A 22,202-nucleotide genomic window follows, 5' to 3' on the forward strand; every position below is an offset into this window, starting at 1 on the left:
TTCTCCCGGTGACCGTGGTGTGTCCAGCCATTGTAGCCGGGCGGACGGAAAAACTGAAGTCGGAATTGCGGTGCCGCCCCCGTTAAACGCGCACGGGCGGCGTGGTGCGGACCAGGTGATTGACAGCGGCCACGAACACCGGGGTCAGCACCAGGTTCAGGGCCAGGCTGAGCACCGCCACAGCCACAACGGGGCCGCCGATGCCGTAGCTCAGGCTCAGGAGAATGATCCCGGCGCCCACCTCACCGCGGGGGCACATGCCGACGGCCACCGCCAGGCGTTCCCGCCAGTGCGCCTCCCGCCGGTAGCAGAAGGCCGGAAACAGCTTGCCGATGTTGATGAGCAGGGTGAGCACGACCACATGCACCACTAGGGTGCCCGGTGACAGCGGCGGCTGGGCGGCGGTCACGGTGACCGCGCCGCCGGCCGGCGCCAGCGCCGCCGAGCCGATGAACACGGGCATGCTCAAGCCGACCAGGACCATGAAGACCGCCGACACGATGGTGGACACGCGTTGCTCCACGGGCGACTCGGGCCCTTCCTGGTGGCCCTCGCGGGCGTCGTCACAATGGGGGTTGCACCCCGCCGGTCGCTGGATCACGCAGCCCAGGACGAACGCCGGCAACAGCACTTCGATGTGCACCGGGACGTTGTCGTCGATCAGTTTGGTGAACTGGTAGATGAATTCACTGGCGGCGGCGATGGCGAACGCATAGCCAAGAACCCACGGCCAGCTCACCGGCAGCCGCAACCGGTGCAGCCACCGCCAGCCCACCGCCAGGAGGACGGCCATCACCACCACGATGAAACCAAGCTGCCAGGCCAGGCCGATCATGAGCATCTTGAGGGGGATCATGAGCAAAACCGTGTCCAGATCGTCAAAGATGGCCAGGATGCGGGTTTTGCGGAAGGTCCAGGTGGCCGACAGTCCCGCTGCGGCCATCATGGAAAACAAGATACCCGTGGCCGTGGGAGCGGCGAACCGCCCCGCCAGGATGAGTTCTTTCCACGTCGTCCAGTTCCCCCACTCGGCGGCGGGCAGCAGAAGGTACATGAAATAGAGGGCGGCGATGATCCAGGGAAACGCCGCGGTGGTCATCGCGACGCCGTAATCCTTGCCGAGCGAGCGCACCTGGCTCTGGTCCAGCTCGAACTCGTAACCGACGTGGATCATGATGAAGGCCAAACCGAACATGGTGAGAAACCGGACCGCCTCGGCAACGGCGGCATACGCCGATCCCAGCCCGGCCGGCAGCAACTGGGAACCCACCAGGCCCGCCACCAGAAGTGTGGAGAAGAGGGTGATCTTTTTCATCGAATCGGCTCCTTTGCGTTCGGCACCCGTCGGTGATCGTGCGGCATCGGGGTCGCCGCCATTGGATGCCGGCAACCCCTCAAGCGATCCCGCACCACTCGGGCGTCCCGACGTCGGGCCGCGGATCCAATCAGCGACCGGCGGGCCGCAACTCCAGGTCGAATCCGTCGAGGGCGGCGCCGGCCGCTGCTTCAGCGTCGCGAAGCAGGCGGCGGGGTGGATCGCCCAACCAGCTGAAGTCCAGCCGGTAAAAACGGGCGGTCGCCACGTCGCCGACGACGAGTGCGCGTCCGTCTGGGGAGAACGCGATGCCCGTAACGCTCTGGCGACTGCCGATGACCACATCGGGAGTGGCGCCATCCACCGACCAGACAGCGACATCGCCGTCGTTGCCGGCGGCGGCCAGCCGCCGCGAGTCAGAGGTGAAGGCCAGCCGGATCACGCCGCCGCGCTGCCAAGCCAGGTTTCGGACGATCCGGCGGGAGTTCAGGTCGACCAGTACCACCCGGTCGGCGAAATCGGAAGCCGCCAGTAACCGGCCGTCGGGCGCGATCACCACACTGAACAGGTCGGCGTCGCTGACGGCCAGCCGGGCGGCGGTGGTTGCGCCGGTGCGGGCGTCCCAAAAGTCCAGCGCGCCCTTGTCGGACGCAGTGACGATCAGGCACCCGTCGGGTGAGAAGGCCACGCCGCGCACCGGGCCGTTGGCGGGGGCGATCACGCGCACCGGACGGTCGCCGGTGCCGTCCCAGATCCGGACGGTGCCGTCGCTGCTCGCCGACGCGAGGCTGGCGCCGTCCGGCGCGAACGCCACGCGCTGAATCAGCGATTTGTGGGCGGACCAGGACCGCTTCAGTCGGCCGGTCTGCGGATCCCACAGCCGGATGAACCCGTCATATCCGGCGGCAGCCAGAATCCGACCGTCGGGTGAAAAGACCGTGTCGGAGATGATGTCGCGGCTGGCCGACAACGTCCGCAGCAACCGGCCGGTGGCAGCCGCATAGAGTCGGACGGCGCCGTCATTACCGGCCACCGCCACGGTCTGCCCGTCGGGGGACAGACTGATTGACCAGATGTACTCCTGGCCGGGGGTGGTATAAACGGGTTGGCCCGGCTGGACATCCCACACCTGCAGCCGGCCGTCTTCGCCGCAGGTGGTCAGCCGGTGTCCATCCGGCGTGAAGGCGACGTCCCAGATGGCATGGGCGTGGCCGGCGAGCTGGAGCCGCAGGGTGCCCGAAGACGCATCCCACAGGCTGATGGTCGCGTCCCAGGTTCCGGCGGCCACCGTGCGGCCGTCGGGGGCGAAGGCGACGGCAAGGACTTCGTCGGCGAACTCCTCACCGGTGAACACGGGCCGGCCGGTGGCGGTCTCCCAGACCCGCAGCGTCTTATCGGAACTGACCGACGCCACCAGCGCGCCATCGGGTGAAAGCGCCACACTCCGGACCACCCCCTGGTGACCTGTCAACACGCGCCGCGCGCGGCCGTCGGGAAGCGCCCAGAGGCGGACCGTCCGGTCGCGGCTGACGGAGGCAAGGAGTCGGCCGTTGGCGGCGACAGCCAAGTGGGTCACCGGGGCGTTGTGGCCGATGAACACCAGCCGCCGCCGGGCGGTGGTGGCGTCCCAGACGCCGATGGCGCCTGAGGCTTCGGCGGTGAAGAATGTCCGGCCGTCGGGGGCGAACTCCACATCGGCGATGGTTCCCGGCGGTCCGGTCAGTGCGAGAGTACCCAAGCCCGACACGGTGTCCCACGCCCGAATCTCGCCCGCGACTCCGGAAACCAACAGTGTCCGCCCGTCCGGCGAAAAAGCCAGTCCTCGCGGTCCGCGGCGGAAGCCGGTCAAGGTGTGCGCGAGCTGACCGGTGGCCAGCTCCCAGAGGCGGATGGTCCGGTCATCCCCGATGGCCGCCACGAACCGGCCGTCCGGTGAAACAGACCCGGCCAGCAGGGGAGTGCCCGCGTCGATACCACGCTGGTGCGTCAGCAGTGCGTTCGCCTGGGCCTGGAACAGCCGCGAGCAGGCGATCACCCGCTGACGGACGCTGTCCGGCTGCGACTCTGTGAACGCGGCTGACGCGAACGGCCCGGCCGGATTGGCCGGATTGTGCAGCAGCGAGGCGGCGGCAAACACCCGTGCGGCCAGATAGTGGCGGTCCTGGACAAGCCGGGCCGACTTTTCGTTGAAACCCTGGGCGATGTGATAATTGGCCAGCAGATGCTCCCGATGTTCCCGGGCTCGGGCCTCGCGGAGGCGGGCGTTGGCGATGCCCAGCAGGACCAGCGCCACCAGGATCACGCCGAGGATCACGCCGGCGGCGATGATGGCCGGCTTGTTTTTGACGGCGAAGCGGCGGAGATGCTGCCAGGAGGTGTACTCGTGCGCGATGACGCGGGCGCCGCTTTGGAAGGACTGGATTTCTCGCGCCAGCTCCCGGGCCGAGGCGTACCGGTCGGCAGGGTCGCGCTGAAGCGCCTTGAGGCAGATCGATTCCAACTCAGCCGGGAGGGACGGCTCAAGCTGGCGCGGCGGGGTGAACCGGCCGTGCATCACGGCGAAGATGACCTGGATGGGCGACTCGCCGCCAAAGAGCCGATGACCGGTGAGGATCTCGTAGAGCACCGCGCCCAGGGCCCAGACGTCGGAGCGCTCGTCGAGCTGGTCGAGGTGGCCCTGGGCCTGCTCCGGCGACATATAAAAGGGTGTACCCACCACGGCGCCGTCCAAAGTGATTCCTTCGCGGCCGTTCTGCAGGGCCTGCATGTCCCGCGACAGCTCGTGACGGTGGATATCCTTCTTGCCTTTCACCTTGGCTAGGCCCCAGTCCAGCACCACTGTTTCGCCGAATTCTCCCAGCATGACATTGTCGGGCTTGATGTCGCGATGGATGACACCGCGACTGTGGGCGTAAGCGATTGCCTGGCAGAGGTCGGTGAAGTGGGACAGCAGGTGGAGCCGATCGGTCAGCGTCCGGCAGTCGCGGAGCGCCTGGGTGAGGGTGCGGCCGCGGACCCGCTTCATCGTGTAATACAGAGTGCCATCCGGGCGGATGCCCAGCTCATAGACCGGCACGATACTGGGATGCTCCAATTGGCCGGTGACCCGTGCCTCGCGCAGGAAGCGGATGACGGTGAGCGGCGCGGTGCCGGCGGTGCCGGCCCCGGACACGGAAAGTGTATCGCGGCTCACCGCGAACTCGCCGAGCAGTTCCTTGAGCACGATCTCGCGACCCAGGTGCCGGTCGTGCACCAGCAGGATCCGGCCGATCCCCCCGCGAGCCAGCTCGGCCGCCGCGGCGTCGCCGCCGGGATAGTCGTATCGATGGGCGCACTCCGGAGTCACCGTGAACAGGTCCGGTCCGGATTCAGGCAGGTGCGGCTCATCCGTCCGCTCGGGCGGCGGGTCGTCGGGGGGTGTCCTCATGCCTGCATTGTAACGGCCCTTCCCGCCGGGTTCAACGTCTAAGCGCCGCGATCCATGCGTCAGGGGGAGGAACGGTTCAATCGGCCAGGGGTATGTAGGCGGCCAGGTTCAGCAGGACCAGCGTCCGGATCTTGTTCTCCATCTGCAGTAACCGCAGCACCTGTGTGGCGGGGAGCACGGCTTCGAACTTGTGCTGGGATTGCTTCTTCAGATGGACCTCCGCCTCCTCGATGGCCTGGGCTTCGGCGATCAGCTTCTGGGCGTCCTCGTCCTGCACGGCGCCCTTGTTCCAGACATCGGTGTAGGCGAACACCAGCTTTTGGATCCACTCGTTGATCTTGGTCAGGTCCGCCTGGCGGGCGTCGTAGACGGGCCAAAACGCCCGGGCCTGCACGGTGGTCATCGTCAGGTTCTCGGCCACCAGTAGCTTCTTGTCCGCCTTCAGCTTGTTGCGCAAGATCTGCCAGTCGTCCGCCGGTTCGGACCGGGCGGAGTCGGCCGCCAGGAACGACACGGCCGGCAGTATCAATTCGAGGCACACGGTGACAGTTGAAATCATGGGAGCTTCTTTGATATTGGATCAAACAGCATGTCTCTCGATCGTGGCCGGGAATCCGGCATCGGCAATGGGGACATGATTGTTGAGCGGTCACAGAATGGCAGCAGATTTCTTCGGATAGCTGCCCATTCTGCACCGCACCTGTTCGTGCTCCAACTCGTGTTCGTAATCGTAATCCGTAATCGTGCTCGTAATAGTCATCGTAATCGAGACTCGAGACTCGAGACTCGAGGCTCGTTACCGATCATCAGTCATCGGACTTCGGAAATCGGACACCGGTGGCGTCGTGTGTCAGCGCTGGCGGCGGGGAGTTGAACTTGTGAACCTGTAAACCTGCGAACGGTAGATCGCAGGTGCGCGCACGGTTACAAATTACGATGACGATTCCGAGAATACGCTAGGGGCGGATGACCCGATCGGCGGAGGCCAGCAATTCCACCGTTTCCGTCATGGCGCCGACGATGCCGACGCGCAGCGCGGCGCGGCGGCCGTAGTGGTCCAGGCAGGTGCCGCAGGAAGCGACCTTCGCCCCGCGCGATGCGAGGGCGCGGATGCTCTCCAGCGCCTCGCCGTCGGTGGTGGTGAGAAAGACGCCGGAGTTCACGCACACCACGAAGTCGAGGGTGATTTCGGAGTCCACGATTTTCCTTAGGAATCCCTGCAGCAGTTTCCGGCCCAGCTCCGGGTCGCCGGCGCCCATCTGGTCGGAATTGAGGTACAACACCTGCATGGATCACGCCTCCCCGAAAATGATACGGTCCATTTCAACATAAGATCGAATCCGGTCCAAGCACTTTCTGGGTAGCGGGCCTCGATCCGCTTATTCAGAGCAAAACGATGACAGATCAGGTCCAACACCGGCAGGGGGGTGCCTTCAGACCTGCCGCTCCAGGAGGAGCTCCCGGCCGTCGCGGCGGAAGCCGGCGGCGCGCAGCGCTTCGGCATACGGGCTGGCGGCAGCAGGCTCGCCGTTGATCTCCGCCACACGGACGCGGGGCAGCGGCCGCACCGCCCGTTGCGTCCAGGCGGCGAACATGGCCAGACCGCGCGGCAGCGACGGGTCGTCCGGCGGCACCGCGATCGCCAGCGCTTCGCCCATCCGCCGGGAGACCAGCATGATGTCCGTCCCGCGGAAGACCACGTGGTTCGACGGCAGGCGCGCCGGCAGCGCCGCCGGCAGCCCCGGCAGGCCCAGCCCGCAGGGGGAGGCCGGGTCGGCGGCGCAGAGCCGGTACACGACGTCGGCCGGGAGCGGTTCGGCTAACGCCCGCGCCGCCGCCGGCGAGGCGAACTGGATCCCGGGCACCCCGTCAAAGAAGCGCCCGGCCACCACCTCGCCCGACAGCTCCATGAGTCGGAGCGCCGGGAACACCGCGCCCCAGCGCAGCTCCGGCCGTTCGCCGGCCAGCAGCTCCCGGAACACCACGCCGTAGCGCCGCAGGAGCAGGCGGACCCGTTCCTTGGCGAACTCCAGCCGCTCCAGGGCGTCGGCCGGTTCCGGGTCCGCCGGCAGGGCCCGCCAGAGGCCGGCCCAGGGGCGGCTGGCCCGCCAGCGGGCCAGCCCCGTGCGGCGGCCGTGTCCGGCCAAAGCGGCGACGGATTCGACCTCGAAGCCGTGCTCCAGCCCCCGTCGGACTGCGGCGAACGCGTCGGTGGTGAGAACGCCCGCCCAGGCCAACTGCCAGAGGCCGCGGGTGGCGGTCTCGCTGGACAGACCCATCTCCGCGATCAAGTCGTCAAGCCGGAAGCGGCCGCGATTGCCGCGGAAGAACGCCGCCAATTGAGCAGTCGCCGGATCCGCCGCCGGCCCGGTCGCATCCGGCCGGGCGAACAACGCCAACTGGTTTTCGAACGAAAACGCCAGCCGCTCCGCGCCGTCGCCGAACCAGGCCAGCCCCTCGCCGGCCATGAGCGCGTCGAGCCAGTCAGGCCGGTAGCCGGCGAGGCGGGCGGGGAGGATCTCTGTTTCCCAGAGCTCCACCCGCGCGCCCCAGCCCATGAGCGCGTCGAGCCGCGCCCGCAGCGCGTCGGGTCCGTCGTCGTCGGCAAGTAGCCCCTGATGTGCCGCCAGGAAGAGTGGCAACTCCGCCAGCGGCCGCACCGGCGCCGCCGGCCGGGCCTCGCGGCGGCGGAGCCGGAGCAGCGCGTCCAGGTTGCGCCGGTCGCAGACGGCATCCGGATCCTCCGCCGGCGGCTCGCGGAAGGGGCCGGCGGCGAGGTGGCCGTCGGCCAGCAGCCGCGCCAGGGCCTTCCGCAGCCGGGCTGGGGGCACACCCAAGGCGGCGACGATTTCGGCGGGGGTCACCGGGCCGTAGAACACCAGCCATTCCTGCAGAAAGGCTGCGAGTTCCGCCTCGTCACCGGCCAGGGCATGGAGCACGTGGTCTGCTTCTCTGGCGGAGACGCGCACGACGCCACCGATGGGTCCGGCGAGGCGCGCCACCCGGCCGGCAAGTTCGTCCGCCCAGGCCGCTGGATCGGCGCCTGCGTCCCGCGCGGCCGCCGCCAGCAGCGCCGCCCATTCGGCTTCGGGGATGGCCCGCCGCTCGCCCACCCAGAACGCCAGCTCATCGGGGGTGTCGGGGGCATAGCCCGGCGCCAGGCGGTGGAGCTTGGCCTGAAACGCGTCCAACAAGCCGGCGGGAAGCCGGGGGCGGGCGGCGGGTTCTCTGGCCAACGCATCGAGGACGTCGGCGTCGGTGGGCAGTTCCCCCGGGGCCTCGGGCGTGTCGTCGCCGTACAAGTAGGTCCCGGTCCGGCGCCACAGCACTGCGGCGGCGAACGGAGACGGCGCGCGCGTCGTCACCTCGGTGACGCGGATGGCGCCGGAGCCGAGCTCCGCCAGGAGCCGCTCCAGGGCGTCCAAGTCGAAGTCGACGGTCAGACATTCCCTCCACGCCTCGGCCAGGATGGGGAACTCGGGATCGTCCCCCACCGCCGCCAACAGCTCCTTGGCCCGCAGCCGATGGAGCCACAGCGGCGTCCGCTGGCGGAAGCCCGCGCGCCGCAGCAGCAGCGCCCGGCCGGCGCACTCGCGGAAGCGGGCGCCGAAATAACCGGTGGCGCCGAGTCGCGCCCGGACCAGGTCGCGGACGGTGGCCGGCGTCACCCACTCCAGCAGGCGGGCGACGGTCACCTCCGGCGGCGCCTCCAGGAGCACGCAGTCGTCGCTCACGAAGTAGGGGACCGCGCGACCGAGGTGCGCCACGCAGGCGGCGGCCGCGGCCAGGGCGAAGGGGCGGTTGACGCAGCCGCCCCAGCCGGTATGGAGCAGGAGCTGGCGCCGCCGCTCGGGGTGGACCGGATCGGGACAGCTTTCGGCGAGCAGGTGGTGCCGGTGCGGCAGCGACGCACCGGCGGCCTCGCGCTGGCGGCGCAGGTAATCGCCCAACACGCCGGCCGCCTCGGGCGTCAGGTGGTAGCGGGACGCCAGCTCGCCGGGGTAGTCCGGATCGTCCAGCCGCCCGTCGGCGATTTCCAGCAGGCAGCCGATCCGCTCCGCCAGCGACCAGGTGCGGCCCTGCTCCTCGGCCCGCCAGAACGGGACCAGGGAATGGCCGCGGCCGCCGGGGACCGCCTCCACCTCGTTGGCGGTGATGCGGGTGATGCGCCAGATCTGGTTACCCAGGGGGAAAGCGTCGCCGAGCGACCGCTCCCAGACGAACTCCTCGTCGAGCTGGCCCACAGCCGCCTTCGTGTCGGCGGCGCGCAGGGTGAAATAGCCGCGGTCGGGGATCACCCCGCCCGACAGGAGCAGCAATCCGCGCACGTGGGGCCGGGCGCGGGCGCGCCCGGCGGCGTCCACCGCCAGCCGCGGCTGCAGCTCCCGGAGCCGTGTGCCGGCCCACCGGCCGGCCAGCATGGCCACGACGCGGTCGAAGTCCCGCCGCTCCAGGTCGTGGTACGCGGTGCAGCACCGAACCTCGGCAAAGAGCTCGTCCAGCGAGCGGGCGTCGTCCACGGTCATGGCCAGAATCACTTGGGCCAGCACATCCAGCCCGCCGGGGCGGGGGACGACGGGCTCGATGGCGCCTTCGGCCACCGCCCGGGCCGTGGCCGCCGCGTGGACGAGCGCCGACGGGTGCAGCGGCAGGAAGCAGCCGCGCGACGTCCGGCCCACGCCGTGGCCGGCCCGGCCAATGCGCTGCACCGCCGAAGTCACGGAGTAGGGCGGCTGGACCAGGACCACCGCCTCGACGCTGCCGATGTCGATGCCCAGTTCCAGCGAGGAGGTGGCCACGATGGCGGCCAGCTCGCCCCGCTTGAAGCGGGCCTCCGCTGCGGCGCGGATCTCGCGGGCCAGCGCCCCGTGGTGGGAGTAGGCCAAGTCGCGGCCGGCCGACTCGTTGATGGAGCGGGTGAGCCGCTCCACCAGGCGGCGGCTGTTGGCGAAGAACAGGGTGGTGCGGTGGCTCTCGATCTCACCGCGGCACCGCTCCGCCACCTGCAGCCACCAGTGAGCCGGCGGCTCGCCCGGCGCCGGCGCGGGCGGAGCGTCCACCCGCAGATCGTAGCGCCGGGCGCCGGGCGCCTCCACGTGCTCCACCGCCCGTGCCTCATAGAAGGACTCGGGGGGAGCGACCACGAGGCGGTATCCGCCCACGAACGCAGCCACCGCCGCCGCCGGCCGCACCGTGGCCGACAAGGCCACCCGCTGGAACTCGCCGCCGAGCCGCGCGAGCCGCTCCACCGCGGTCATCAGGAACAGGCCACGCTTCTCGCCGGCCACGGCGTGGATCTCGTCGAGGATGACGGTGGCCGTTCCCTGCAGGGCGCGCCTGCCCGAGGCCGACAACAGGAGGATGTTCAGGCTCTCGGGCGTGGTGATGAGGATCTCGGGTGGGCGGCGGATGATCCGGCGGCGCTCGCCGAGATCGGTGTCGCCGGTGCGCACCGCCACGCGGATCTCGGGGAACGGGGCGTCCCGCGCGGCGAACAGCTCCCGCAGCTCCGCCAGCGGCCGCTCCAAATTCTGCCGGATGTCGTTGCCCAGCGCCTTGAGGGGCGACACGTACAGCACGCGAGCTTCGGCGGGGGGGACGTCGCCCGCGGCGAAGCGGTTGAGCGCCCACAGGAATGCCGCCAGCGTCTTACCGCTGCCGGTGGGTGCGGTGAGGAGCACGTGCCGCCCGGCGGCGATGGCGGGCCAGGCGAGCGCCTGCGCGGCAGTGGGCGCGCCGAGACGGCCGCGGAACCACTCCGCCACCAGCGGGTGGAACGCAGCCAGTGGATCGGGCCCGGCGGCGGGCGGTGGGGACGACTCGGTCATGGCGACGATGCGGTCTCCCGGTCTTTGCCGGAGATTATATCACCCGCGGCGCCGGTGAGGCAGAATCACCACGGAGGCACGAAGGACACGAAGAGAGCATCCCATTTGCCATTGATCATTTTATATTTTGTCAGTTTTCATTTCAGATCGGTGCATGGGAGAAGATTATTGGTTATTGTTGATTGCTGATATCTGTTTGGTTGTTTGGAGCCGCGTCGGATTGTGCCGGGACCAGGGTGCTGGGACCTGATGCCTGGGATCTGGGATTCGGGGCCGAGGTCCAGGACCCAGAACCGAAAACTCGGAATCGAGGTCCCGGGTCCGAAGTCCGGTGTCCGACGTCCAACATCTTCCTTTGTGTCCTGTGCATCTTCGTGGTGATTAACGGCCGAAAAGAATGTTCAGTCGTCTTCCGCGAGCGGGCACTGAGGATCGTCGGCAAGGTAGTCGCCGGTGAGCGCGTGGGCCAAGGCCCAGCACCCGGCGCAGTCGGCCACGCCGCAGAAGCCGCACCGCAAGCCGCTGAGCTGCGGGCGCAAGGCGTCCATGGAAAAGCGCGCCAGCCGGCGGAGGATATCGGCGAACGGTTCCGCCAGCGCGTTGCCCACCCGCAGGGGCAGCCGGCGGCACGGATAGACGTCCCCGTCCGGCATGAGCGCCATGGATTCGTCCCCCAGATTGCAGAGCGCGCCGCGGAGTGGATCCGCTTCTCCGGGCGGCAGCCCCAGCCAGAAGGCGCGGTACGGCAGCAGGGCCTCGGGTTCGGTCTCGAGCCCGGCCGCGGCGGCGATGGCCGCCACGGCGTCGCGCCAGTCGGCGGCGGTAAGCACCTCGGCGGCGAGCCGGCGGCCGCGGCCCAGGGGCACGAAGCGTTCGAAGATGATGCCGTGGAGGTCCGCGCCGCGCGCCCACCGCACGGCCTCGGCGATGCGGCCGGCGTTGTATCGCGCCAGGGTGAGCATGACCACCAGGGGCTTGCCGGTGTGCCGGAAGCGCTCCAGGTTGGCGGAGACGCGGTCGAAATTGCCGCGTCCGCGCACGGCGTCGTTGGCCGCCGCGTCGGCGGCCTCCAGCGAGATCTTCAGCGCGCCGATCCGGGGAAAGGCGGCGATGCGCGCCAGGGTGTCGTCGTCGGCCACGGTGCCGTTGGTGATGATGTGCGCCTCGGCCAGGTTGGCGAAGCCGTGCAGATGCGTCACCAGGTCAAAGAATCCGGGCAGGAGCAGCGGCTCGCCGCCGGTGAGGTTCACCGACACCGGCCGCGGCGCCAGCGCGCCGAACACGCGGTCGGCCAGTCGGCGGAGTGCCTCCGGCGCCAGTTCGCGGCTTCCGTCGAATGCGTCCTGGTAACAGTGGGTGCAGCGCAGGTTACACCGGTCGGTGAGGTGCCACTGGAAGCCGAAGAGCGGAGCGGTGTCGGGTTGCTGGTCGTTCATGGTTCGTGGGCGCCTTGACGCCGGGAGATTATACCATCGGTCGGGGAGAAGGCCGCGGCGGGGAGAGCGGGCATGATTCCGCGATCGTCTTTCATTAGTCAGTTTTCATGTGTCATTGTATTAGCTATTGATTATGGCTCATTTTTTATAGGCTATTTGGAGTCATGATACGCAATTGCATATCCCGAACTTCGAATCCCGAATGCCGAGCCGCGAACCCGAACCGCGAGCCTCGATTACGAACTACAATCACGATTACGAGCACACACTCTCAATGAATGGGAACGAACCCGGAATTCCGGCAACTTTTTCCCGCTCCACTCGTACACGCCAGCGTCATTATTCTGAATCATTGGAGCACAACATGGGGAAGCAGGAAGGACTGGATCGGCGTCGGTTCATCCGGGGCGGTGTGGCCGGAGTGGTGGGAGCCGGACTCCTGCCGGTCGGCGGTTTGCTGGCGGCGGATGAACCGCCTGCCGCGCCAGCCGATCCGAAGATCCGGGAGTACCGAACGCTGGGCCGCACGGGGTTCAAGGTGTCGGACATCAGCTTGGGCTACTGCAACGCTGAGGCGGTGATCAAGATGATGCTCGCCGGGGGGCTGAACTACATCGACACCGCCGAAAGCTACAAGAACCAGACGGTTGTCGGCAAAGCCATCCGGGACCGGGACCGGAAATCGGTCTTCATAACGTCCAAGCTGGAGCTCAAGAAGGAGGACACCGTCGAGGGGCTCACCGACCGGTTCCGCAAGTGCCTCGAGGAGCTGCAGACCGAGTACATCGACTGCATGATGAACCACATGCCGGAGGAGCTCGAACTGGTCCGGCACGGGGCGTTCCACGCCATGACGGCCAAGATGAAGGCGGACGGCAAGCTCCGGTTTGTCGGCATCGCCCATCACGGCGTGAGCTGGGCGGAGGATCCGAAGAACCCTATGGAGATGGTGCTCGGCGCCGCGGCCGAGGACGGCCGCTACGACGTCATGCTGCTGGCGTACAACTTCCTGGCGCGCGAGGCCGGCGAGAAGGTTCTGCGACTCTGCGCCGAGAAGAATATCGGCACCACCCTGATGAAGACGGATCCCATCGGCAAGTACTACCTCCTGAAGGAACGCGTGGACAAACTCGTGGCCGAAGGGAAAGAGGTGCCGGAGTTCTACAAGAAGTACCTGGAGCGCCTCCAAAAGGATCTGGAGAACGCCCAATCGTTCATCAAGGAGCACAACCTGACCAACCCGGCCGAGATCCGCGCTGCGGCCATCCGGTGGGCGCTGGCCAATCCCCATGTGCACGCCGTCTGCTGCAGCGCCCAGAATTTCGACCAGGCGTCCGCCTTCATGGAACTGTCGGGCACCAAGCTGACCCGCCGCGAGGCGCGCCAGCTCCAGGCGTACGCCGATGGGTTCGGCCGCTACTACTGCCGCCACGCCTGCGGCGCCTGCGAGGCGAGCTGCCCGCGGGGCGTGCCCGTCAATACCATCATGCGCTACCACCACTACTACGACGCGCACGGGCGGGAGAAGCTGGCCATGCAGCAGTACGCCCGCCTCACCACGGCCAAGGCGGACGTCTGCACCGACTGCGAGGGTCACTGCGAGCGGAGCTGTCCCCATGGCGTGGCCATCCAGGGCCTGCTGACGCTGGCGCACCGGCGCCTCACATTGGTTTAAGGGACGATACCCGACCCGTCTGGTTCGGGCGGGCGGTTAGTCGGTGAAGGGGTGGATCGGTGAAGCGAGAGGCGAATCAACCATCAATCGCATTGAAACCTGCAACCCTTTCTACGGCTCGATGACGATCACGAGCACGATTTCAAAATATGATTACGAATTCCGAGCACGAACCCTCAACCCTCAACTGATCTCGAACCTGAAACCTGCGAACCCGGAACTTGCGAACCTGGAACCTGTGAACTTGTGAACCTGGAACCCGTGAACCCTCAGGTCCGTTCGAGATAAAACCAGGGCGCGGGTACGAGCCCCCAGCCTCGAGCCACAAGTCTCAAGTTGTTCACTCCCCCTTCCGGTATTCCGCCTCCACCGTGATGGCGATGCCGCCGCGGGCGGCGAACTCGCCGCGGACCACGCACCACCGGGGCGCCAGCGCCCGCACCAGGTCGTCGAGGATCGTGTTGGTCACATGTTCGTGGAAGGCGCCCTCGTTGCGGAACGACTCGAGGTAGAGCTTGAGCGACTTGGACTCCACGATCTTCCGGTCGGGAACGTACTCGATGGTCAGGCTGGCGAAGTCCGGCTGGCCGGTGACGGGGCAGACGCAGGTGAACTCGTCGGTTTCGAGAGTGACCGTGTAGTCCCGCTTTGGATGCCGGTTGGGGAACGTCTCCAGCTTGCGGCTCGGCTTGGCCGGGTGGCCGAGAATCGTCAAACCATTCGCCTTGGATTGTTTCTTTGTGGCCATGGCGCATCCTCCTGAGGTGACACTGTCACTGTACCGCCCGCCGGTCCGGACCGTCAACGGCTTTTTCGTTTCAGGCTGTTGGATCAAGCGACGAAAGCCCGTGGCGTCACCATCAGGGCGTCAGCGGAATCTTCTGGGCGATATCGTGGCGCAGGAAGGCGTCCAGCTTGTTCTCGAGCTGGTAGAAGCGGGTCACCTTCGAGGCGGGCAGGACGGCGCGGAACCTGGCCACCCACTGCCGGCGTGTGGCGAGCAGCGCCTCCTCGAAATCCAGCCATGCGTCCAGCAGTTGCCCGGCCTGCAGCTCGCTCAGAGTGGCGGGCGATTGGGCGAATTTCAGGAGACGGTCCACGAGGGGATCGCCCAGAGGCTCGATCGCCGCATGGTATTCCCGGTACAGGGGCCAGAACGCCGCCGCCTCCGCTTCAGTGAGCGTCAGGTTGTCGCGGATGATCGTCTGCCGCTGGGTCAGGATGATCTGGCGGTTCAGCTCGACGCGGGCCCGTTCCTGGGCGGCGGTCCCGGCCGTCAGCAGGCCCAGCAGGCAGATGATGATGGTCAGGAGACGTGGATGCATGCGAAACCTCTGGATGGGGATATCCGGCGCGGGCTAGCAGACACCGCCGGAACGGATCTGCCAAAGAACAGTTCCAACGGACGCCAGAAATCGGCGCCGCCGGGGGCGTTCAGGGCTGGGGCGTGGTGATGATCGGCTTCAGGTCATATCCCTGGACGGCGATGCGCCGGAGGATGTCGTCATACACCGCCGGTTCCAACGCCGGGGTGCGGCTCAGGATCCAGAGGTACTTGCGGTCGGGGTGGCCCACCACCGCCCAGCGGTAATCGGGATCCAGTTCGATGACCCAGTAGGCGCCGCTGAACGGCCAGAAGAACTGGACCTTCAGCTTGGCGTTCGTGGCGCGGTCAACCACCCACGCCTTGCCGCGGGCCTCGCTCGTGTCGCCGTCCTGTTCTCGGCAGCGGTTGATCACGGTGATTTTGCCGTCAGGGCGCAGCTCGTAGGTGGCGGTGGTCCCGCCGGCACACTGCTTCTGGAAGAAATTGGGGTAGCGGGCAATCTCGTACCATGTGCCGGCGTAGCGCGTGAGGTCGACGCGGTCCACCACGCGGGGCGGTGCCGCTTGGGAATGCGCCGCGGTGAGGCAAAGCAGGGTACCGATGGTTAACCAGCGCATGGGCCGCACCTCCGAATGTGACTGGCAATCACCCCGTGATTGCAATCGATCCGACCCGTGCTGGGATGCGCGGAGCGGCCGCCGGATTCCGCCGGCGGATTGCAGGTCAGGCCTTTTCCGGTGCGTCCGGAGCCGCTAGGCCCGCCGCCCGGCGCACGACGCGCACGGTCCAGTCGCGCAGGTCCTCCACCACAAGGTAGAGAGTGGGCACCACCACCAGGGTCAGGAAGGTGGAGGTGGTCAGTCCGCCGAACAGGGCCAGGGCCACCGGTGCGTACTGCTGGGCCCGGAAGCTCACGGCGCCGAACCACTGGGGCACGATCACCGGGAGGATCATGGGCAGCAGGCCGAAAATGGTGGTCATGGCCGTCATCAGGATGGGGCGAAGCCGGTCCTTGCCGCCGGTGACCAGCGCCTCGAGCCGCGGCAGCCCCTTTTCCCGGCGCAGGATGTTGACGTGGTCCACAAGGATGATGGCGTTGTTCACCACCACCCCGCACATGAGCATGATGCCGAGGTAGGCGGTGGAAGACAGCGGCGTCCCGGTGAGCCAGAACGTCAGGCTGACACCGGTGATGGCGAACGGCACGGTGATCATGATGATCATGGGCTGGGCCAGCGACTCGAACAGCGACGCCATGATGATGAAGATGAACAGCAACGCCAGCCATACGGCGAAGGTCTGCATCTCCTGGCTCTCGGCGAAGCGTCGGAACGAGCGGCCCATCTCCCACGAGTAGCCGGGCGGCAACTCGAGGTCGCCCAGGGCGTCCTGGAGGCTCTGCTGGAGCCACATCATGCCGGAACGGCCGGTGTTGGCCGAGATGGAGACGATCTGCTTCCGGTTTTCCTTGCGGATCACTCGCGGCCCGGCCTGGAATTCGGGCTGGGCGACGGTGGACAGGGTGACCAGCGCGCCCGACGGGGCGGCCACTTTCAGGTTCAGGATCTGGTCGATGCTCTTCCGGTCCGCCTCGCGGAAACGGACGATCACATCCACCTCGCCCATCTCGGTGTTGTAGCGGGTGGTTGCCCGTTCGCTGAGCGCGCCGCTGATGGTCTGGGCCACCTGCCGCGGGTTGAGGCCCAGCGACTCGGCCTTGACCCGATTGACGCGGAAGTGCAGCTCCTGATCGCCGCTCTCGAGGTCGGTGGTGACGTCCTTGACCTCGGGCAGGCTCATGAGCCGGGTCTTGATCTGTTCGGCGTAGAGGGCGAGGATTTCGCGGTTGTCGCCGCGCAGCTCCACGTTGAAGCCGCCCTCGGAACCGCCGAAGTGCCGCATGGCGCCCACCTGGTATTCGACACCGGGCTCGGCCGGCAGCAGCGCCTGCATCCGCTCCTTCAGGATGTCGACAGACGTGAGCTGGTCGCCCTCCTCGGTGAAATAGAGGCTGAGCTCACCGCTGTAGCGGCCCAGGCTCCGCCGCTCCTTGCCGTAGGAGGTGGTGTAGGTCTCGACCTCCAGCGCCTGCCGGTTCTTGGCCACCGTGTCCTCGATCCGGTCGAACAGGGCCGCCATCTCCTCCATGTTGTAATTCGACGGCATCAGCACATTGACGTTCAACTCGCGCGCCGCCACCCGGGGCATGTCCTCCTGCTCGATCTGGGAGAAAAGCCAGAAGCTGAACCAAAGCACCGGGACCAACAGCAGCAGCACGACATAGCGTCCGCGCAGGGTCCAGGCCATGAACCGGCCGTAGAGTTGGGTGATCCACTGCAGGAGGCGCAGCTTGGGCTTTTCCTGGCCGGTGTAGATCCGCGAAGCGATCATGGGCACGAGGGTGAGCGAGACGACCAGCGAGGAAACCAGCGCCAGGGTCACGGCGATGCCGAAGTCGCTCATGAACTTGCCGAACATGGACTGCGAGGCGAAGAGCAGCGGCACGAAGACAATGATGGTGGTCAGGGTCGAGGCGGTCACGGCCATGCCCACTTCGCGACTCCCCACCCGGGCGGCGTCCATGGCGTTGAGCCCTTCCTCCTGCCTGTGGCGGAAGATGTTCTCCAGCACCACGATGGAGCTGTCCACGATCATTCCGACGGCGAACACCATGCCCATGAGCGAGATGATGTTGATGCTGATGTCCACGACGCCGAGAGACCGGAGGGCGTACATGCCGGCGAATGTGAACACCACGCAGATAGGCATCGAGATGGACAGAATGAGCGTACTGCGGACCTTCCAGAGGAACAGAAACATGATCGCCAGCGCCAACAGGCCGCCGTACATGCCGCCCTCGCTCAGGTCGGAGATGGTGCCCAGGATCTCCTCCGACGAGTCGCGGAACACGCGGTACTCGAGCCCTCTGAGCTCGGGCAGCTTGTGCAGCTGCTCCAGCTCGGCCGTCACCGACTGGCACACCTCCACAACATTGGCGGTGGAGGCCTTGAAAATCCGCACAGTCACGGCATCCTGGCCGTTGAAGTGATAGACGCTGGTCCGTTCGGGATAGGCATAGCGCACGTCGGCTACGTCGCGGATGCGCACCGTGGTTCCGCGGATGGGCAGGTCCCGGATCTCCTGCAGGTTCTGGAATCGGCCCACCGCCCGCAGGAAGTACTTCTTGCCCTGTTCGTACAGGTACCCGGATCCCAGGTCCAGGTTGTTGTTCCGGAGAGACTGGCCCAGGGTGTATACATCGAGGCCGAACGCCTGCACCCGGTCCGGATCGATGTCGATGTACACGTCTTTCTGGTCGAGGCCGCGGACGTCCACGTTGGCGACGCCGTCGATCCGCTCCAGCCGGGGGCGGATCACGTTGTCCATCAACGGGTTGAGTTCGTCGCGCGACTGCTTCAGGGTCATGGTCAGATGGAGGATGGGGCTCTGGGTGGTCTGCCAGCGCCGGATGTAGACATTGCGCACGCCCGATGGAAGCAGGTTCCGCACCTGGTCGATCTTGTCGCGCACCTCCAGGCTCTTCAGGTCCATGTCCGCGTCGTAATCGAATTCGAGCATGACATTGGAGCCGGAGCCGGAGGACGACGACGACATGCTCTTGAGTTCGGTGACGGTGCCGAGGATGTCCTCGATGGGACGGGTGATGTCCTGCTCCACCTCTTCGGGTGACGACGACGGGTAATCCACCTGCACCCGGAGGCTCGGGAAGCTGATCTCCGGCATGAAGAGGAGCGGCAGCTTGAAGATGCTGATGACCCCGAGGACGATGGCCATCAGCGTGAGCATGATCACGGTAACCGGCCGGCGGATGGACAGTTCCGAGAGGTTCATGACTGCTTCTCGCGGATGATCCAAGTATAGAGCACCGGGATCAGCACCAGGGTCAGCAGTGTTGACGACGTCAGGCCGCCGATCAGTGTGAGTGCCAGCGGCCTGCGGAGCTCCGCGCCGCGCGCCATGCCCACGGCCATGGGCAGGAGCCCCAGCACCGTTGTGGACGTGGTCATCAGGATGGGCCGGAGGCGCAGGTGGCACGCCTTGATCACGGCGTCCCGGATGGTCAGGCCCCCGGCGCGGAGGTGGTTGACGCAGTCCAGGAGCACGATGGCGTTGTTCACCACCACGCCGGCCAGGATGATGACGCCGATGAACACCACCACGCTGATGCTCTGCCGGGTGAGCCAGAGGGTCAGCAACACGCCCACCACGGAAAACGGGATGCTGAACATGATGATGAGCGGCTGGATCATCGACTCAAACTGGGATGCCATGACAAGGTAAATGAGAAAGATCGCCAGCAGCACAGCGAACGCCATGCTCTGAAAGGCGACTGCCTGCTCCTCGCTCTGGCCGCCCAGGAAGGCGGTGAACCCAATCGGCATGGGGTTGCCGGCGATCACCCCGCGGATTTCGGTGATGACCGACGCCAGGTCGCGCCCCTCGACGTTGCCGCTGATGAGGGCGACGCGTTGCTGGTTGAGTCGACGGATTTCCGCTGGCCCTTCGGCCACCTCCAGGCTGGCCACGGTGGTGAGCGGGATGGTGTTGCCGGCGGAGTCGTGGATCTTCAGCTCGCGGATCTGGGTCAGCGTCTGACGCTGCGCCTCGGGGAGGCGGACCCGGATGTCCACCTTCCGGTCAGGCCGGACAAACTCGGTGGCCACGTCGCCCAGGATCTGGTTCCGAATGGCGGTGGCCACCCCTTGGATGGTGAGCCCGTAGGCGGACAGGCGCTGCCGGTTGAAGACGATCTGCACCTCGGGATTGCCGGCCTCGGTGCTCGCCTTCAGATCGGTGAGGCCCCGCAGGCGACACAACTCGCCGGTCAGCCGCGCAGCCATGCGCCCCAGCACCTGTTGGTTGTAGCCCTGGATGAACACCTCCACCGGCGACTTGAAGCTGAAGAAGGTGGGCCGCGAGAACTTGTAGTCCAGCCCCGGCAGCGGCGCCACCCGGGTGCGGATCTGCTCCAGGATGTGGTCTTCGGCCGCCGGGGTCACCGTGTCGTCCATCTGGATGTACAGCCAGGCGGCGTTCTCCTTGTTCTCCTCGATGCTCATGCCGGACTGGGTGGACAAGCCGGTGACGGCATAGACGCCGGCGATGCCATCGATCCCGCGAATCTCTTTCATCAGCAGGTCCACGGTCTGCTGGGTGTTGTCGATGGGGGTCCCTTCGGCCCGGTTCAGGGTCACCGAAAGCTGCCCCTGCCGGACTTCGGGGATCAGTTCACCGCCGAGCAACGGGTAAATGGCCACGGAGGCCACGGTCATGATCAACGTGACCAGCAGCACCACGGTCCGATGGCCCAGCGCGTAGAGCAGCAACCGCTCATATGCTCGGCTCAGGCCGGCGTACGCGATGTTGAAGCTCCAGGTCAGCGGCGTCAGCAGGAACAGGATGCCTTTCCAAACCAACCGGATCAGACGGGACAGGAGTCCCAACAGCATTCCAGGTAGCTCGATGGCGACAAAACGGAGGACCCGTCGCACGCCGCCGGAAGGCGCACGGTCCGGGACGTGCGTTACACCGTTGGCGTCCGGCTCGGGTTTCATTCCCTTGGAGGCCAGCATGGGAATCAGCGTGAGCGACACGAGCAAACTGGCGCTGAGCGAAAACGTTACCGTCAGCGCCTGGTCGGCGAAGAGCTGCCGGGCCACGCCCTCGACGAAGACGATGGGTAAAAAGACGCAGATCGTGGTGAGAGTGGAGGCGATGACCGCCATGCCCACATCCGAGGCGCCCTTCATGGCCGCCTCGAAAACGCCAAGACCCTCCTCGCGGAACCGCTGGATGGATTCCAGCACCACGATGGAGTTGTCCACCAACATGCCGATGCCCAGGGCCAGGCCGCCCAGGCTCATGATGTTCAGCGACAGATCGAACAGGTACATGAAGAAGAAGGTGATGATCACCGACAGCGGGATGGAGAGCGAAATGATGGACGTGCTCTTGAAGTCGTGCAGGAACAGGAACAGGACGCCCACGGCCAGGATGCCGCCCAGGAGGCCGGTGTCCAGCACCTCGTCCACAGCCTGGCGGATGAAGATGGACTGGTCGAACACCGGCGTCAGCGCCAGGCGCACGCCCCCGACGTTGATGTCGGGGAGAAGGTCCTGGGCGCGCTGCTTGACGGCGTCAGCCACGAGGATGGTGTTGGCGTCGGCGGCCTTGTAAACGGCCAACTCGATGACCTCGCGGCCGTCGAGCTTTGTGATGACGGTCCGGTCCTTGTACCCGGAGTAGACGCGGCCGATGTCCTTGAGCAGAATGTTGGCCGACCCGCGACGGGCGACGATCACCTCGCCGATCTCGTCCACTTGCTGGAACTGGCTCAGTGTCCGCACCAGGAAACGGCGCCGCCCCTCGTCGAGAATGCCGCCGCTCAGGTTGATGTTCTCCTGGGCCAGTCGCGAGGTGATCTGGGTGATGGGCAGGTTGAGGGTGTTGAGCTTGCCGTGATCCAGCTCGACGTAGATCTCCTCCTCGAGACCGCCGTTGACCTTGACTGCAGCCACGCCCTGGATGTTCTCGAGATAGGGCTTAACCTTCTCCTCGGACAGCAAACGGATCTGGGCCAGGTTCTGGTTGCCGGTGACGCCGATGCGCAGAATCGGGTCGGAGGACGGATCGTACTTGAGCAGGACGGGCTTCTCGGCGTCGTCGGGAAGCTGAACGAGGTCCAGCTTCTCCCGGACGTTCAGGCCGGCAAAGTCCATGTTGGTCTTCCAGTCGAACTCCAGAATGACGTACGACTCGCCGGCGCGGCTCACCGAGGAGACGCGGACGATGTTGTTCACCACGCCCACCGCTTCTTCGATTGGCTTGGTGATGACATCCTCGACCTCAGCCGGTGCGGCGCCCTCGTAGATCGTCTTGACCGTGAGTGACGGGTAGGTGATGTCAGGCAGCAGATTCACCGCCAGGCGGCTGTAGGAGACAACGCCGAAGATCACCAACGCCAGGATGAGCATGCTGGTGGTGACCGACCGGCGGATGGAGAATTCGACCAGTCGCATGAGTTACTTCTTCCCGTATTTTTCCATCAGTTGCTGGAAGAACGCCCGGCGCTTCTCGGGGTCGCGGAAGAGATCGGGGTCGCTCTTGCGCTTGGCCTCGACCTCGGCGCGGGCGTCAGGATTCTGCATGATCTCCGCCATGGGGCCGCGCATC

Annotated in this window: 13 protein-coding genes; 1 reads left to right on the plus strand and 12 read right to left on the minus strand. The window is 66.6% G+C overall.

Annotated elements, in window-relative coordinates; translation table 11 throughout:
• Window positions 1-82 precede the first annotated feature (82 nt).
• The 6 genes from GX414_01235 to GX414_01260 form a co-directional block, all read right to left on the minus strand.
• Window positions 83-1,315, minus strand: coding sequence for a sodium:proton antiporter (locus tag GX414_01235; protein ID NLI45708.1), 1,233 nt, complete (start codon window positions 1,313-1,315; stop codon window positions 83-85).
• A 130-nt stretch (window positions 1,316-1,445) separates the two neighbouring features.
• Window positions 1,446-4,742 (minus strand): protein kinase, encoded by a 3,297-nt coding sequence (locus GX414_01240; GenBank protein ID NLI45709.1) that lies wholly within the window; start codon window positions 4,740-4,742, stop codon window positions 1,446-1,448.
• A 76-nt stretch (window positions 4,743-4,818) separates the two neighbouring features.
• On the minus strand, window positions 4,819-5,301 hold the full coding sequence (locus GX414_01245; protein NLI45710.1) for a hypothetical protein: 483 nt from the start codon (window positions 5,299-5,301) through the stop codon (window positions 4,819-4,821).
• Between the two features lie 397 nt (window positions 5,302-5,698).
• The gene (gene yedF / locus GX414_01250) at window positions 5,699-6,031 is read right to left on the minus strand and encodes a sulfurtransferase-like selenium metabolism protein YedF (GenBank protein NLI45711.1); all 333 of its coding nucleotides are present in this window, start codon (window positions 6,029-6,031) and stop codon (window positions 5,699-5,701) included.
• A 144-nt stretch (window positions 6,032-6,175) separates the two neighbouring features.
• Window positions 6,176-10,570, minus strand: a complete 4,395-nt coding sequence (locus GX414_01255; GenBank protein ID NLI45712.1) for a DEAD/DEAH box helicase — start codon at window positions 10,568-10,570, stop codon at window positions 6,176-6,178.
• Window positions 10,571-10,971: 401 nt separating this feature from the next.
• Window positions 10,972-12,006 (minus strand): radical SAM protein, encoded by a 1,035-nt coding sequence (locus GX414_01260; protein NLI45713.1) that lies wholly within the window; start codon window positions 12,004-12,006, stop codon window positions 10,972-10,974.
• A 364-nt stretch (window positions 12,007-12,370) separates the two neighbouring features.
• Between GX414_01260 and GX414_01265 the strand changes: the two genes are divergently transcribed.
• A complete protein-coding gene (locus GX414_01265; protein ID NLI45714.1) occupies window positions 12,371-13,681 on the plus strand; it encodes a hypothetical protein in 1,311 nt (436 codons plus the stop codon).
• Between the two features lie 340 nt (window positions 13,682-14,021).
• Here the strand turns inward: GX414_01265 and queF are convergent, their stop codons facing one another.
• The 6 genes from queF to GX414_01295 form a co-directional block, all read right to left on the minus strand.
• Entirely contained in the window at window positions 14,022-14,429 is a 408-nt protein-coding gene (queF, locus tag GX414_01270) for an NADPH-dependent 7-cyano-7-deazaguanine reductase QueF (protein ID NLI45715.1), read from the minus strand.
• Window positions 14,430-14,541: 112 nt separating this feature from the next.
• Window positions 14,542-15,006 (minus strand): hypothetical protein, encoded by a 465-nt coding sequence (locus GX414_01275; protein ID NLI45716.1) that lies wholly within the window; start codon window positions 15,004-15,006, stop codon window positions 14,542-14,544.
• Window positions 15,007-15,115: 109 nt separating this feature from the next.
• Window positions 15,116-15,625: a lipocalin family protein gene (locus GX414_01280; protein NLI45717.1), complete on the minus strand. Its 510-nt coding sequence runs from the start codon at window positions 15,623-15,625 to the stop codon at window positions 15,116-15,118.
• 106 nt (window positions 15,626-15,731) lie between these two features.
• Window positions 15,732-18,860 (minus strand): efflux RND transporter permease subunit, encoded by a 3,129-nt coding sequence (locus tag GX414_01285; protein ID NLI45718.1) that lies wholly within the window; start codon window positions 18,858-18,860, stop codon window positions 15,732-15,734.
• Window positions 18,857-22,048 carry an efflux RND transporter permease subunit gene (locus GX414_01290; GenBank protein NLI45719.1) on the minus strand — a complete coding sequence of 1,064 codons (3,192 nt, stop codon included), beginning with the start codon at window positions 22,046-22,048 and terminating at the stop codon, window positions 18,857-18,859. The genes GX414_01285 and GX414_01290 overlap by 4 nt, the downstream gene beginning before the upstream one ends.
• Before the next feature lie 3 nt (window positions 22,049-22,051).
• The gene (locus tag GX414_01295; GenBank protein NLI45720.1) at window positions 22,052-22,189 is read right to left on the minus strand and encodes a hypothetical protein; all 138 of its coding nucleotides are present in this window, start codon (window positions 22,187-22,189) and stop codon (window positions 22,052-22,054) included.
• Window positions 22,190-22,202: the final 13 nt, after the last annotated feature.

The organism is Acidobacteriota bacterium (assembly GCA_012517875.1).
Taxonomy (GTDB): Bacteria; Acidobacteriota; JAAYUB01; order JAAYUB01; family JAAYUB01; genus JAAYUB01.

Excerpts from the sequence above, each read along its gene's own strand:
- GX414_01295 (NLI45720.1), bottom strand. The coding sequence starts at position 22,189 with ATGGCGGAGATCATGCAGAATCCTGACGCCCGCGCCGAGGTCGAGGCC.
- GX414_01245 (NLI45710.1), bottom strand. The coding sequence starts at position 5,301 with ATGATTTCAACTGTCACCGTGTGCCTCGAATTGATACTGCCGGCCGTG.
- GX414_01285 (NLI45718.1), bottom strand. The coding sequence starts at position 18,860 with ATGAACCTCTCGGAACTGTCCATCCGCCGGCCGGTTACCGTGATCATG.
- queF (NLI45715.1), bottom strand. The coding sequence starts at position 14,429 with ATGGCCACAAAGAAACAATCCAAGGCGAATGGTTTGACGATTCTCGGC.
- GX414_01240 (NLI45709.1), bottom strand. The coding sequence starts at position 4,742 with ATGAGGACACCCCCCGACGACCCGCCGCCCGAGCGGACGGATGAGCCG.
- GX414_01235 (NLI45708.1), bottom strand. The coding sequence starts at position 1,315 with ATGAAAAAGATCACCCTCTTCTCCACACTTCTGGTGGCGGGCCTGGTG.
- GX414_01275 (NLI45716.1), bottom strand. The coding sequence starts at position 15,006 with ATGCATCCACGTCTCCTGACCATCATCATCTGCCTGCTGGGCCTGCTG.
- GX414_01255 (NLI45712.1), bottom strand. The coding sequence starts at position 10,570 with ATGACCGAGTCGTCCCCACCGCCCGCCGCCGGGCCCGATCCACTGGCT.
- yedF (NLI45711.1), bottom strand. The coding sequence starts at position 6,031 with ATGCAGGTGTTGTACCTCAATTCCGACCAGATGGGCGCCGGCGACCCG.
- GX414_01280 (NLI45717.1), bottom strand. The coding sequence starts at position 15,625 with ATGCGCTGGTTAACCATCGGTACCCTGCTTTGCCTCACCGCGGCGCAT.
- GX414_01265 (NLI45714.1), top strand. The coding sequence starts at position 12,371 with ATGGGGAAGCAGGAAGGACTGGATCGGCGTCGGTTCATCCGGGGCGGT.
- GX414_01260 (NLI45713.1), bottom strand. The coding sequence starts at position 12,006 with ATGAACGACCAGCAACCCGACACCGCTCCGCTCTTCGGCTTCCAGTGG.
- GX414_01290 (NLI45719.1), bottom strand. The coding sequence starts at position 22,048 with ATGCGACTGGTCGAATTCTCCATCCGCCGGTCGGTCACCACCAGCATG.